Source organism: Streptomyces sp. CA2R106, assembly GCF_037034245.1.
Lineage (GTDB): Bacteria > Actinomycetota > Actinomycetes > Streptomycetales > Streptomycetaceae > Actinacidiphila.
Genome location: NZ_JBAGKC010000033.1, coordinates 1 through 14,325 on the forward strand (window position 1 = coordinate 1; position 14,325 = coordinate 14,325).

Genomic DNA, 14,325 nt, shown 5'->3' on the forward strand with positions numbered 1-14,325 from the left:
CATCGGCCGGCCCATCGCCAACGCCCGCGCCTACGTCCTGGACGACCGGCTGCAACCGGTGCCGCCGGGCGTGACCGGGGAGCTGTACGTCGCCGGGCCGGGCCTGGCCCGCGGCTACCTGCACCGGCCGGACCTGACCGCGGGCCGCTTCGTCGCCTGCCCGTTCCTGCCCGGCGCGCGGATGTACCGCACCGGCGACCTGGTGCGGCGCCTTCGCGACGCCCAACTGGAGTACGCCGGCCGCGCGGACCAGCAGGTGAAGGTGCGCGGCTTCCGCGTCGAACCCGGCGAGGTCGAAGCCGCGCTCGCCGAGCACCCCGCCGTCGCCCAGGCCGCTGTCGCGGCCCGCGACGACCGGCTGGTCGGCTACGTCGTCCCGCGCCAGGACCCGGCCCGGGACAGCGGCACCGAAGCCGACCACGTGGACGAGTGGCAGCACATCTACGACGCCTTGCCCATCGCCCCCGACGAGGCGGCCTTCGGCCACAACTTCGTCGGCTGGAACAGCAGTTACGACGCCGCCCCGATCCCCGTCGAGCAGATGCGGGAGTGGCGGGACGCCACCGTCGCCCGCATCCTGGCGCTGCGCCCGCGCCGGGTGCTGGAGATCGGCGTCGGCACCGGCCTGCTGCTCTCGCAGATCGCACCCCACTGCGAGACCTACTGGGCCACCGACTTCTCCGCCACCGCCGTCGACGCGCTGGCCGCCCAGGTCGCGCGGCAGGAGGAGCTGGCCGGGCGCGTGGTGCTCCAGACCCGCCCCGCGCACGACACCGACGGGCTGCCCGCCGGGGAGTTCGACACCGTCGTCATCAACTCGGTGGTGCAGTACTTCCCGTCCGCGGACTACCTCGCCGACGTCGTCGCCCAGCTGATGCGGCTGCTCGCCCCCGGCGGCGCCCTCTTCATCGGCGACGTCCGCAACCTGCGGCTGCTGCGCCCGCTGACCACCGCCGTCCACCTGCGCCGGGCCGCCGCCGGCGCCGACCGGGCGGCCGTGCGCCGCGCGGTGGAGCAGGCCCTCAGGGTGGAGAAGGAACTCCTGGTCGACCCGGACTTCTTCACCGCCCTGCGCGCACAGGACCCGGGCATCGGCGCGGTGACCGTGGAGGTCAAGCGGGGCCGCCACCACAACGAACTGACCCGCTACCGCTACGAGGTGACGCTCCACAAGCCGCCGGCCGCCCCCCGGCCCGACACGCCGTCCACCGCCGCGCCCTCCGCCACCGCACCCTGCACCGAGCTGGCCTGGGGCCGGCAGGTCGGCGGACTCGACGAGCTGCGCGCCCTGCTGGAGCACCCGCCCACCGGGACCCTGCGGATCACCGGGGTGCCGAACCGGCGCGTGCTGCGGGAAGCGGCCCTGGCCCGGGCGGTGCAGGACAACGACGAGCCGCTCGCACCGCTGCTGGAGCAGCTGCACGCCCCGGACGAGGACGCCCTGCCCGACCCGGAGGACTTCCACGACCTCGGCCGCGCCTGCGGCCGCGCGGTCGCCGTCACCTGGTCGGCCACCGCGGACGACGCCCTGGACGTGGTCCTCGCCGACCCGCGCGCGCTCCACGGCGCCCCGATCGAGCCCTACCGCCCGGCCGCGGCCGCCGACCGGCCGCTCGCCGCGCTGACCAACCGCCCCACCGGCAGCCGCGGCACCGGCGCCCTGCTCGGCGACGTACGCGACTGGCTGCGCGAGCGGCTGCCCGACCACCTGGTCCCCTCGGCGTTCGTGGCGCTGGACGCGCTGCCGCTGACCGCCAGCGGCAAACTCGACCGGGCCGCCCTGCCCGCCCCCGACCCCGGCCGGTCCGCGGCCGGGCGGGCGCCGCGCACCCCGCAGGAACAGCTGCTGGCCGGACTGTTCGCCGAAGTGCTCGGCCTCGCGCAGGTCGGCGTCGACGACAGCTTCTTCGACCTGGGCGGGCACTCGCTGCTCGCGACCCGGCTGGCCGCCCGGGTCCGGGCGGCCCTCGGCGCGGAACTGGAGGTCCGCATCCTCTTCGAGACGCCGACCGTGGCCGGGCTGGCCGCCCGCCTGGACGGCTCCGGCCGGGCCCGGCCCGCGCTGACCGCCCGGCCCCGCCCGCCGCGCGTGGAACTGTCCTTCGCCCAGCGCCGCCTGTGGTTCCTGCACCGGATGGACGGGCCGAGCGCCACCTACAACATGCCGCTCGCGCTGAGCCTGACCGGCGCCCTGGACCGGTCGGCGCTGCACGCCGCGCTCGCGGACGTCGTCGCCCGGCACGAGAGCCTGCGCACGGTCTTCCGCGAGACCGGCGGCGTCCCGTACCAGGTGGTGCTGAGCGCCGACCCGGCCCGCCCGGAACTGCCGGTGGCCGAGGTCGGCGCGGACGAACTGGCCGAGCGGCTGGCGGACACCGCCCGGCGCGGCTTCGAGCTCGCCGAGCAGCCGCCGGTCCGCGCCGAGCTGTTCGCGCTCGCCCCCGACCGGCACGTGCTGCTGGTCGTGGTGCACCACATCGCCGCCGACGGCTGGTCGATGGGCCCGCTGTCCGCCGACCTCGCCGCGGCCTACGCGGCCCGCTGCCGGGGCGAGGAGCCGCAGTGGTCCCCGCTGCCGGTGCAGTACGCCGACTACACGCTATGGCAGCGCGACCTGCTCGGCGACACCGACGACCCCGACAGCCTCTTCGCCCGGCAACTGACCTACTGGAAGAAGGAGTTGGCGGGCATCCCGCAGCAGGTGCAGCTGCCCGCCGACCGGCCCCGGCCGCCGGTGGCCTCCCAGCGCGGCGAGCGGGTCGCGGTCCGGATGGACCCCGAACTGCACCAGGCGCTGCGGGAGTTGGCCGCAGGGCACGGCGCCAGCATGTTCATGGTGCTCCAGGCCGGACTCGCCGCGCTGCTCACCCGGCTCGGCGCCGGCACCGACATCCCGGTCGGCAGCCCCATCGCGGGCCGCACCGACCAGGCGCTGGACGACCTCGTCGGCTTCTTCGTCAACACCCTGGTGCTGCGCACCGACACCGGCGGCGACCCCGGCTTCGCCGAACTGCTCGGCCGGGTCCGGCACAAGGCGCTGGCCGCCTACGACCACCAGGACGTGCCGTTCGAGTACCTGGTCGAGGTCGCCAACCCGGTGCGCTCACTGGCCCACCACCCGCTCTTCCAGGTCATGCTGGCCCTCCAGAACGCCCCCGTGGGCCAGTTCGCGCTGCCGGGGCTGGAGACCGGCCACCTCCAGGCGTCCACCGGCACCGCGCGGGTCGACCTCACCTTCAGCCTCGCCGAGCAGTTCCGCCCGGACGGTGCCGCCGACGGCCTGGTGGGCGCGGTGGAGTACGCCACCGACCTGTTCGACGCGTCCACCGTGGAGCTGCTGTTCGAGCGCTGGGCCCGCCTGCTGCGCGCGGCGGCCGCCGACCCGGACCGGCCGATCAGCCGGATCGACCTGATGTCCGGCGCCGAACACCACCGCCTGCTGCACGCGTTCAACGACACCGCCGCACCCCTGCCGCCGGCCTCGGTACCGGAACTGTTCGCCCGCCAGGTGCGGGCCACCCCGGACGCGGTGGCGGTGGTGGCCGCCGGCACCGAACTGACCTACGCGCAACTGGACGAGCGCGCCGGGCGCCTGGCGGCGGCACTGGTCCGCCAGGGCGTACGGCCGGAGACCCCGGTCGCGGTCATGCTGGAGCGCTCGGCCGACCTGGTCGTGGCGATCCTCGCGGTCCTCAAGGCCGGCGGCGCCTACCTGCCGCTGGACTCCCGCTTCCCCTCCTCCCGGATCGAGCTGATCCTGCGGGAGAGCGGCGCCGCCCTGGTGCTCACCCCCGAGGTGCTCACCGCACTGGCGCAGTCCGCGCCGGACGACCGGGCCGGCGCCGACGTACCCTGCGCGCCGGACCAGTTGGCGTACATCATGTACACCTCCGGCTCGACCGGGCGGCCCAAGGGCGTGGGCGTCACCCACCGGGACGTGGTGGGACTCGCGCTGAGCCCCGAGTGGCGCGGCGGCGGACACGAGCGGGTGCTGATGCACTCCCCGACGGCCTTCGACCTGTCCACGTACGAGCTGTGGGTCCCGCTGCTGGGCGGCGGCCGCGTCGTGGTCGCCCCGCCCGAGCAGCTCGACCTCGACCTGCTCCAGCACACCATCGCCACCCACGCGGTGACCGGACTGTGGCTGACCGCCGGGCTGTTCCGGCTGGTCGCCGAGGAGCGGCCGGGCCTGCTGGCCGGGGTGCGCGAGGTGTGGACCGGCGGCGACGTGGTCTCCCCGGCCGCCGCCGCGCGGGTGCTGGCCGCCTGCCCCGGCATCGAGGTGGTCAACGGCTACGGACCCACCGAGGCCACCACCCTGGCCGCCTGCCACCGGGTGCGCGACCTCGCCGAGAACGCGCCGACCGTGCCGATCGGCGGGCCGATGGCGAACATGCGCGCCTACGTGCTCGACGACCGGCTGCGGCCGGTGCCGACCGGCATGGTCGGCGAGCTGTACCTCGCGGGCACCGGCGTGGCCCGCGGCTACGTCGGCCGCCCCGGCCTGACGGCGGAGCGCTTCACCGCCGACCCGTACGGCCCGGCCGGCAGCCGGATGTACCGCACCGGCGACCTCGCCTGGTGGCTGCCGGACGGCACCCTGGAGTTCGCCGGGCGCGTCGACCACCAGGTCAAGCTGCGCGGCCTGCGGATCGAGCCGGGCGAGATCGAGGCGGTGCTCTCCGGCTGCCCGGGCGTGGCCCAGGCCGCGGTGGTCGCCCGCGAGGACCGGCCCGGCGACAAGCGGCTGGTCGCCTACGTGGTGCCCCTGCCGCAGGGCGCGCCAGAGCCCGCCGAGCTGGCCGCGCGGCTGCGCCGCGACCTGCCGGACTACATGGTGCCGGCGGCGTTCGTCACCGTGGCCGCGCTGCCGCTGACCGCCAACGGCAAGCTCGACCGGGCCGCCCTGCCCGCCCCCGACTACGGGGTCTCCGCCGCCGGACGCGGCCCCCGCACCCCGCAGGAGCAGCTGCTGTGCGGCCTGTTCGCGGAGGTCCTCGGCCGGGAGCACGTCGGCATCGACGACGGCTTCTTCGACCTGGGCGGGCACTCGCTGCTGGCCGCCCGGCTCGCCGCCCGGGTCCGCGAGACCCTGGGCCTCGAACTGGGCCTGCGGATGCTCTTCGAGGCGCCGACCGTGGCCGGGCTCACCGAACGCCTGGCCATGGACGACCCGGCCGACGCGCTGGACGTGCTGTTGCCGCTGCGCTCGACGGGGACGGCCACGCCGCTGTTCTGCGTCCACCCCGGCGGCGGCATCAGCTGGTCCTACAGCGGGCTGCTGAACCACCTCGGCCCGCAGCACCCGGTCTACGCGCTCCAGGCGCGCGGCCTCGGCCGGCCCGAACCGCTGCCCGCCTCCTACGAGGAGATGGCCGCCGACTACGCCGACCAGGTCCAGAAGATCCAGCCGGAGGGCCCCTACCTGCTGCTGGGCTGGTCCGCCGGCGGGCTGATCGCCCACGCGCTGGCCTGCGAACTGCGGGCACGCGGCGAGCGGACCGCGCTGCTGGCGATCCTCGACGCCTATCCCGTCAAGGACGTGAAGTTCGAGGACGAACCGGTGCCCACCGTGCGGGACGTGCTGGTCGGGGTGCTCGACGTGGACCCCGACGAGCTGGGCGACCGGGAGATCACCTACGCCGAGGTCGCCGAGGTGCTCAACCGGCGGGGCAGCGCGCTGGCCGGCCTGGACGAGCGGCAGGTGGAGGTGATCGTCCAGATCATGATCAACAACGCGAAGCTGTCGGTCGACTTCGTCCCCGGCCGCCACGACGGCGACCTGCTGCTGTTCAACTCCACCATCGACCGCTCCGACGACGACGCCGGTCCCGGCGTCTGGCGCCCCTACGTCGCCGGCCGGATCGAGTCGCACGAGATCACCACCCGGCACGACCAGATGACCAAGGCCGGCTCGCTGGCCCAGATCGGCCCGATCCTGGCCGCCAGGATCGCCGAGGCCGTCCACGACCCCGGTGACCCCCGCGGCGCCGGCACCGCCCTTTCCCACCAGGAGGACTGACCCGTGACCAACCCCTTCGACGACCAGGACGGCACCTTCCTCGTCCTCGTCAACGACGAGAACCAGCACTCGCTGTGGCCGCACTTCGCGGACGTCCCGGCCGGCTGGACGACCGCCCACGGCCCCGACACCCACGCCGCGTGCCTGGAGTACGTCGAGCGGTCCTGGACCGACATGCGGCCCAGGAGCCTCGCCGACGCCATGGACGCCCAGCGGTAGCGCGGCCGACGTGACCTCCACCGACACCCTGGGCGGGACCCGCGAAGCCGCGGGCCCCGCCCGGCCCGGCGACCTCGCCGCGGCCCTGCTCACCCCCGAGGCGCGGCGGGACCCCTACCCCTTCTACGCCCGCATGCGGCGCGAGGACCCGGTCCACCGCAGCCCCCAGGGCATCTGGTACCTGACCCGGTACGCCGACGTCGAGGCGGCCCTCGGCGACCTGAGGCTGTCCAACGACCGGGACCGGATGACCCGCGCCTACAGCGCGCGCGGCGGCGACCTCAAAGCCCTCAGCCGCTTCACCGAGCGGCTGGGCCGGGTGATGACCAACACCGACCCGCCGGACCACGCCCGGCTGCGGAAACTGGCCAACAAGGCGTTCACCGCGCGCCGCGTCGAGGCCCTGCGCGCGGGCGTCCAGCGGAGCGTCGACCGGCTGATCGACGAGGCGGTGGCGGCCGGCCCGGCCATGGACCTGCTCGAGGACTTCGCCTCCCGGCTGCCGATGTCCGTCGTCTGCGAGCTGTTCGGCATTCCGGACGCGGACCGGCCGCAGGTCAAGAGCTGGTTCCGCCGCTTCGGCCGGCTCAGCGAGGACATCGCCAAGTCCGAGGCGGCGATCGACCAGTACGAGGAGTACCTGTCCGGGCTCATCCGGCAGCGCCGCCGCACCCCGGGCGACGACCTGATCAGCGCCCTGGTCGCCACCCAGTCCCAGGACGGCCGGCTCACCGACTCCGAACTGCTCGCCACCTGCTTCATCCTCATCACCGCCGGCGACGAGACCACCACCCACCTGATCGGCAACGGCGTCCTGGCGCTGCTGCGCCACCCGGACCAACTCGCCCGGCTGCGCGCCGACCCCGGCCTGATCCGCGGCGCGGTCGACGAACTCGCCCGCTACGACACGGTCACCCAGGCGGTCGTCCGGGTCGTGGCCGAGGACCTTCGGATCGGCGGACAGACGCTGCGCGAGGGCGAGTTGGCCTACCTCTTCCTCGGCGCGACCAACCGCGACCCCGAGCGGTTCGACCACCCCGACCGGCTCGACCTGACCCGCACCGGCAACCGGCACCTGAGCTTCGGCCACGGTCCGCACTTCTGCCTCGGCGGCCCGCTGGCCAAACTCCAGGCGGAGGTGGCCGTCGGCACGCTCGTCCGCCGGCTGCCCGGCCTGCGGCTGTGCGACGAGGCGGCGCTGGAGTGGCGGCCCAACCCGCTGCAACGGCGGCTGACCGCCCTCCCGCTCGCCTACCGCGTGTGAACGACGACGAAGGAGCAGTACCGACCATGGTCCGAGAGTTCGAGGTCCGCCGGGAGCAGGACCTGCCCGCCCCGCCCGAGCAGGTCTGGGACGCGGTGGCCACCGGGGCCGGAAACCGCGGCTGGCTCTACCCGATGGAGGTCGAGCCGCGCGCCGGCGGCCGGGCCACCCGCGGCGACGCCACCGTGCTGACCTGGGAGCCGCCGCGCCACCTCGCCCTGCGGGCGACCCAGGACGGCGGGTTCTCCAACACCCTCAGCTACCGCATCGAGCCGGCCGCCGGCGGCACCAGCCGGCTGCGCATGGGCATCCACTGGGTGCACACCGGCGTCGTGGACGAGGCGTGGGCCTGGGAGGCCAAGTCCGACGCCGCCGAGAAGCACGTCGACTTCTACCAGCACGGCCTGGCCGAGTACCTGCGGCACTTCGCCGGCCGCCCCGCCGTCTACGTCCGGGCCGCGCGAGCAGAACCCGCCACCGATCCGGCCGACTTCGCCGCCCTGCGCCGCCGCCTCGGCCTCGCCGACGACGCCGCCGTCGGCGACCGCTTCGCGCTGCGCGGGCCCGGCCCGGACCGCGGCCCCGTGGAGGTGGTCGTCGACTGGCTCAGCGCCGACTTCGTCGGCCTGCGCGGCCCGGACGCCCTCTACCGCTTCTTCAACGGCAGCACCTGGCAGGTGCCGAACTGGCTCGGCCACCACCTGTTCGCCGAGGACACCGACGAGCAGCAGGCGGTCAAGGAGTGGACCGCCTGGCTCGACGACACCCAGACCCAGGAGTCGTGATGGACACCTCCACCCGGACACTGCTGTTCACCGCGGAACTCGTCGAGGAGGACGGCAGCTACGCCCTCCTCGTGCGGGACCTGCGGCGGGGCACTGTCCAGACCACCGCGGTCCCCAAGGCCATGGTCGACAAGCTGCCGACCTTCCTGTCCGCACTGGCCGCCAAGCTCGCCCCGCCCCCGCAGCGCCGCCGCTGGTAGCCGGCGCGGGGGTGTCGCGGGTGGTGGCAGCGCCCCGATGGCTCAACTTGGTTGCCTGATACAGGAGTACACGGGGTGTGTGCATGAAATGTGTGCGGCCTGGCCAGTATGAGAGAGGCCGACCGTATGCAATTGCAGCTGTGGTTGTGCCGACGACCCCCACTGCTAGGAGGAGAACGATGACCGGTCAAGGCGAAGGCGCCTCGCGCCATGTTGCTCCGGTGCTGCGGCCGAACATGGCCGAAACTGTGGTGAGCTGGCGCAAGAGCTCCTACAGCAACCACGAGAGCAACTGCGTCGAGGTGGCCGAACTGGACCACGAAACGATCGGAATCCGCGACTCCAAGGACAAGAGCGGTCCGTTCCTGACCGTGGACCGCGCCGCGATGCGGGCGTTCGTCGCCGGCGTCGTGCGTGGCGACTTCGCCGTGGAGTAGCGAGATCCAGCCAGATGTGACGTCGGGCCCTCCGCTTCGTGAGCGCTGCGGCACGATAGGTGACCCGTACGGGGTGCGACGCCCCGAGAAGGAGACCGACCGTGCCAGCTCAACCGTCTCGCAGTCCGCGTGGGGCCCGTAACGTCCACGATCTGTCCGGGCGGGCCCCGACGGCGCAACGGATGATCTTCGGTGAGACGTTGAGGCAGCGCCGCCAGGCGCTCGGCCTCACCGCCGAGGACGTCGTGCGCCAGATCGGCCATTCCGCCTCGAAGATCAGCCGGATGGAGAACGGCCGGCACGACTTCAAGGAGGCCGACCTCCAACGCCTCCTGGACGTCTACGGTGTCCGCGACGAGGGCGAGCGCGAACTGCTGCTCGACCTCGCCCGCGCCGCCAACGAGCGCGGCTGGTGGGACGCGTGGAGCGACGTCTCCACCAAGACCCTCCAGACCCTGGTCAGCTTGGAGGACATGGCCCAGCGCATCCGCAGCTACGAGATCGCCCAGCTGCCGGGCCTGGTGCAGACCGCCGAATACACCCGCGCGCTGATCCGCGCCAACGCGCCGGGCAAGAGCGAGCAGGAGATCGAGCGCATCATCGAGCTACGCGCGATGCGCCAGCAGCGGCTGATGCGCGAGCCCGGCAAGAAGCTGCTCTGCGTGCTGGACGAGGTCACCCTGGTGCGGCCGTACGGCTCCCGCGAGGGCATGCGCCGCCAGCTCGAACACCTGATATCCCTGGCCGACGACCCCGACATCGGCTTCAACCTGGTGGAGTTGGGCAAGCCGAACCTGCCGGTGCAGATCGGCACCACGACGATCTTCGACTTCGCCGACGGCCAGCTCCCCGACATCGTGTACATCGAGCGCTCCGGCGGTGGCCTCTACCTCCAGGACGAACAGGAGGTCGACGAGCACGTGAAGGGCTTCGACCGGCTGATGATCGCCTCACTGGGCCAGCGGGCGACGGTCCGCCGCATACAGGACCACATCAAGAAGTTCCGCTGACGGCCGCCACCACGGCCACGACCGCCACCACGGCCCGCACGCGACAGGGATCGCACGCGGGCCGTCGGCTGTCGGCCGCCCGGACGGGTCAGACCCTGCGGGCCACCGCCGGTCAGACCTTGCGGGCCACGCCCGCGTAGAGCGACGACTGCGCGTTGGTGACCAGGGTCGGACCCTCGCCGGCCTCGGGCCGCCACTGGTGGGCCACCTCCACGCCGGGCTCGACCAGTTCCAGGCCCTTGAAGAAGCGTTCCACCTCGGCCCGGGAGCGGACCTGGAGCGGGGTGCCGCCGTCGGTGTAGATGTCCGTGATGGCGGCCCAGGCGTCGGGGTCGAAGTCCGGGGTGCAGTGCGAGATCGCCAGGTGCGAGCCGGGTGCGAGCCGGTCGACCAGCGTCTCCACCACGCTGTAGGCGCCCATCTCGTCGGTGACGAAGTGCAGCACCGCGTTGAGGCTCAGGCCGATCGGCTGGGAGAAGTCCAGGCAGTCCGCCGCCTCCACCGCGTCCAGCAGCGCGGCCGGCTCGGTGACGTCGGCCTCCACGTACTCGGTGGCGCCCTCGGGGGTGCTGGCGAGCAGGTTGTCGGCGTAGACCAGCACGATCGGGTCGTTGTCCGCGTAGACGATCCGGGCCCGCGGCACCTCGCGCTGCACGACCTCGTGCAGGTTCGGCGAGGTGGGGATACCGGTGCCGATGTCGATGAACTGGCGTATGCCGCGCTCACGGGCGAGGAAGCGCGCCGAGCGGTGCACGAACGCCCGGTTGATCTGTGCCACGGTCCTGATCGCCGGGAAGCGGCGGATCACGTCCTCGGCCGCGGTCCGGTCCACCGCGTAGTTGGTCTTGCCGCCCAGGTAGTAGTCGTACATCCGCGCGCTGTGCGGGAGGTCCTGCCGTAACCGGTCGGAAACGCCGGTCTCCTCGGCGAATGTCGCTTCTTCCTCGGCCACGCGCTGCCCCCATCCTTCGATCCACTCATCGGGCCGGACGGCCCTGCCGACGGTGTCGGCCCCGTCGAGCCCCTGGTGGCTCCCGGCACTGTTCCTACCCCGTGCCACCCTGTCCTATCCGGTGCCGTACCCCGTGCACCACCCCTGAAATGGGGTGGGGCACACGGCTGTTGTCACCGTACCGCCTTCCGCCGCGTCCCGGACCGCGGTCGCGGCGCCGGGCGCTCAGCCCGCGGCCGGCTTGAGGGCGACACCCGCCTCCGAGGTGTGCACCAGGAACGTCAGCGACTCCTGGAAGTACAGGTCCACGGTGGTCGCGGTGTGGCCGAGGTAGCCGATCGACACGTCCTGGCCGAGCCGCAGCTCGAAGTCCCCGCCGCGGGTGGCGAGCAGGAACGCCCCGTCGATCGCCGGCGCCCACACGATCTCGCCGTCCAGCAGCCGCGCCAGGTGCTGGTGGATCGGGTAGCCGTGGTCGGAGGTCTCGCTGACCGCGGTGTACGCGTCGGCGCTCAGCGCCAGGGTGTACGCCCCGTCGACGCCCGCCAGCCGCAGCGTGGTGACGGCGTGGCTGATCGCGTCCGGGTACTCCCGCACGTCCGCCGGCAGCGTCAGCTCCGGGTTGGAGGAGGCCGCGCGGATACCGGTGATGCCCGCGGCGCCGTACCCCTCGAAGATCGCCCGGTCCTCGGCGTACGCGAGCTGCTTGGCCGCGTCCTTGACGGGCTGCCAGTCCGCGTCCTTCGCGCCGCGCTCCACGTCGTCGACCTGGCCGCGGTCCACGGTGAACGGCACCCGAAGCTCCACCACGGGCTGCGAGCGGCGGGTGCGGGCGGTCACCCCCTGCGCGGGCGCGGCGATCTGGTCCAGGTGGCCGGTCGGTACCGCGGACAGCTCGACACCGGCGGGCTCGGGCACGTCCACGATGCGGCGGGCCGCCACGTGCCGGGCGAAGGTGCGCCGGGCCTCGGCCTCCAGGTCGGCCCACGCGGCGGCGGAGATGGGCGCGAGTTCGCGGTGCAGGTTGTTCACGAGGACGTGCTCCTTTTCAGGTTGCCGATGCCGAGGCTGCCGTCGGAGGCGGGCGCGGCGGAAGCGGGCGCTGCCGACTGCGCGGGTACAGGGGTGGGCTCGGTGGGCTCGGTGGAGGGCCCGGGTGCCGGCTCCGCCGCCCCCGTCGCCCCTGCCCCCGCCGCCGCCCCGAGCGCGGCGGTGCGGTTCGGGGCGTCCGGCAGGTCGTCGAGGAAGTCCGCGGACGGCACGTAGAAGAGCGTGCCGGTGACGGCGGTGGAGAAGTCGAGGATGCGGTCGTGGGAGGCCGCCGAGGTGCCCAGGAACATGTTCCGCAGCATCTGCTCGGTGACGTCGGGGGTGCGCGCGTAGCCGATGAAGTACGTGCCGAACTCGCCGCGGCCCGGGCTGCCGAACGGCATGTTGTCCCGCAGGATGTCCTGCTCCTCGCCGTCCGGCCCGGTCACCGTGTTGAGCGCGACGTGCGAGTCCGCCGCGTCCAGCTCGATGTTGGTCGCCTTCGTCCGGCCGATGACGCGCTCCTGCGCCTCGACCGGCAGCGCGTTCCAGGCGTCGAGGTCGTGCAGGTACTTCTGCACGATGACGTAGCTGCCGCCGGTGTGCTCCGGGTCCTCCGCACCGATGAGCACCGCCTCGCGCGCCGCCGGCCCGACCGGGTTCTCCGTGCCGTCCACGAAGCCCAGCAGGTCCCGCACGTCGAGGTACTTGAAGCCCTGCACCTCGTCCTGGAGCGCCACCGCGCCGCGCAGTCGGTCCATGATCTGCGCGGCCAGCCCGAAGCACAGGTCGAGCCGGGTGGCGCGCAGGTGGAACAGCAGGTCGCCGGGGGTGGCGGGGGCCCGGTGCCGGGCGCCCTCCAGCGGCGTGAAGGGGTGCAGGCCGGCCGGCCGCGGGTAGGCGAACAGGCGGTCCCACGCCGCCGACCCGACCCCGGCGACGCAGCTCAGCCGCCCGTCCGGCGCGCCGAAGCCGATGGCCCGGGTCAGCCCGGCCAGGTCGGCGAGCAGCTCGCGCACGGTCTGCTCGCCGCCGTCCTCGACCGTCAGGACCAGGAAGATCGCGGCGGTCGTCAACGGCTCGAGTACGGGCTGCGGTTCCGGCTCGGTGGCCACTCCAGGTCTCCCGATCGCTCAGCCCTGCGAGGGCGGTGTCGGCTACGTCATCTGGACCCTACTGCCCAGCCGTCCCCGGCGGACGAACCACCCCCGCTGTGTCCGCCCCCTGGCCCGCACGCTTACCTGCGGAAACCCGCCGCCCGCCCGCCCGGCCGGCCGCCCTGACGGCCCCGCCGGACGGGCCGTCAGGGCTCCTCCCGCGGCCAGTCGAGCAGGCGCGCGCCGATCACCGCGGTCTGGAGCGCGTACCGGTGGCGGGGGTCGGCCGGGTCCGCGCCCGTCAGCAGCCGCACCCGGTGCAGCCGGTAGCTCAGCGCGCGCACGCTCAGCGACAGCCGCCGCGCCGCCTCGGCCGTCACACAGCCCGCGTCGAAGTAGACCTCCAGGGTGCGCAGCAGCGGACGGGCGCCGCCGCGCGCCTGCTCCAGCGGGCCCAGCAGTGTCCGCACCAGGTCGGCCAGCGCCTGCCGGTCCCTGGTCAGCACCGGGAAGACCAGCAGGTCCGCCGCGTGCAGCACCCGCTCCTCGAACTCCATCCGCTCCGCCACCGACAGCACGCCCAGCGCCTCGCGGTAGGAGCGCGCGCAGCCCGCGGCACCCGGCTGCGCCCGGCCGACCGCCACCCGCAGCGCGCCGGCGGCGACCGCCCGGTCCGCGAAGTGGGCCAGCACCTCGTCCTGCCCGCCGGGCGCCACGCACACCAGCGCGCCGTCCACGGCGGCGAGCAGCACCCCGCGGTTTCCGAACCGGCCCAGGGTCTCGGCGCCGACCTGCCGCACCACCGGGTGCCCGTCGCCGTACGCCTCCGGGCCGACCGCGACCGCGGTGCCGTGCGCGTACGACAGCTGGAGGCCGAACCGCTCGGCGCCGGCGGCCAGTTGCTCGGGGTCGAAGGCGCCGGACAGCAGGCCGTCGATGAACTCCCGCCGGGCCGCGTCGTGGCGGTGCGCCGCCGCGCGCTGGGCCCGCTGGTAGCCGTCGGCGAAGGCGTCCAGGGCCTGGCCCACGGTGGCCAGCACGCCGTCGAGGTCCGCGGCCGAGCGGGGCCGCACGACCCGTCCGGCCGCGAGGTGCTCGCGCAGGATCTGCCGCCAGTCGCAGCCCGCCTCCGCCGCCTGCGCGCCGAGCGCGCGGTGGCGCCTGAGTTCCTCCCGGGTGAGCCGGCGCCCGGTCGCCGATGCCTTCAGCAGGATCTCCGCGTAGCCGGTCAGGAAGGTCTTCGGCAGGTTGTCCACGGTCATGGTGCCCCCGATCGTTGCCGGTGCCGCTGGGGTGGGTGGGCAGGTGGG

At 74.1% G+C, this 14,325-nt stretch carries 11 protein-coding genes; 7 read left to right on the forward strand and 4 right to left on the reverse strand.

What is annotated here, in order from left to right:
* The 7 genes from WA788_RS30715 to WA788_RS30745 all read left to right on the forward strand — a co-directional run.
* Positions 1–6,022, forward strand: a 6,022-nt coding sequence (locus WA788_RS30715) for an amino acid adenylation domain-containing protein (protein WP_335982928.1), incomplete at its 5' end; no start/stop codon positions are given.
* A gap of 3 nt (positions 6,023–6,025) precedes the next feature.
* Positions 6,026–6,241 carry an MbtH family protein gene (locus WA788_RS30720; RefSeq protein ID WP_335982930.1) on the forward strand — a complete coding sequence of 72 codons (216 nt, stop codon included), beginning with the start codon at positions 6,026–6,028 and terminating at the stop codon, positions 6,239–6,241.
* Positions 6,242–6,251: 10 nt separating this feature from the next.
* A complete protein-coding gene (locus WA788_RS30725) occupies positions 6,252–7,505 on the forward strand; it encodes a cytochrome P450 (RefSeq protein ID WP_335982932.1) in 1,254 nt (417 codons plus the stop codon).
* 26 nt (positions 7,506–7,531) lie between these two features.
* Entirely contained in the window at positions 7,532–8,290 is a 759-nt protein-coding gene (locus WA788_RS30730) for an SRPBCC family protein (protein ID WP_335982934.1), read from the forward strand.
* Entirely contained in the window at positions 8,290–8,490 is a 201-nt protein-coding gene (locus tag WA788_RS30735; RefSeq protein WP_335982936.1) for a hypothetical protein, read from the forward strand. Before WA788_RS30730 ends, WA788_RS30735 begins: the two co-directional genes overlap by 1 nt.
* A 179-nt stretch (positions 8,491–8,669) precedes the next feature.
* Positions 8,670–8,927: a DUF397 domain-containing protein gene (locus tag WA788_RS30740; RefSeq protein WP_335982938.1), complete on the forward strand. Its 258-nt coding sequence runs from the start codon at positions 8,670–8,672 to the stop codon at positions 8,925–8,927.
* Positions 8,928–9,109: 182 nt separating this feature from the next.
* Positions 9,110–9,937, forward strand: a complete 828-nt coding sequence (locus WA788_RS30745; RefSeq protein ID WP_335982940.1) for a helix-turn-helix domain-containing protein — start codon at positions 9,110–9,112, stop codon at positions 9,935–9,937.
* Between the two features lie 112 nt (positions 9,938–10,049).
* Here WA788_RS30745 and WA788_RS30750 read toward each other — a convergent pair whose 3' ends face one another.
* The 4 genes from WA788_RS30750 to WA788_RS30765 all read right to left on the reverse strand — a co-directional run bounded on the left by WA788_RS30750 (position 10,050) and on the right by WA788_RS30765 (position 14,277).
* The gene (locus tag WA788_RS30750) at positions 10,050–10,889 is read right to left on the reverse strand and encodes an SAM-dependent methyltransferase (RefSeq protein WP_335982943.1); all 840 of its coding nucleotides are present in this window, start codon (positions 10,887–10,889) and stop codon (positions 10,050–10,052) included.
* Positions 10,890–11,114: 225 nt separating this feature from the next.
* Positions 11,115–11,921, reverse strand: coding sequence for a family 1 encapsulin nanocompartment shell protein (locus WA788_RS30755; RefSeq protein ID WP_335982945.1), 807 nt, complete (start codon positions 11,919–11,921; stop codon positions 11,115–11,117).
* Positions 11,918–13,033: a Dyp-type peroxidase gene (locus tag WA788_RS30760; protein WP_335982947.1), complete on the reverse strand. Its 1,116-nt coding sequence runs from the start codon at positions 13,031–13,033 to the stop codon at positions 11,918–11,920. Before WA788_RS30760 ends, WA788_RS30755 begins: the two co-directional genes overlap by 4 nt.
* A gap of 188 nt (positions 13,034–13,221) precedes the next feature.
* Positions 13,222–14,277 (reverse strand): PucR family transcriptional regulator, encoded by a 1,056-nt coding sequence (locus WA788_RS30765; RefSeq protein WP_335982949.1) that lies wholly within the window; start codon positions 14,275–14,277, stop codon positions 13,222–13,224.
* Between the last annotated feature and the right edge of the window lie 48 nt (positions 14,278–14,325).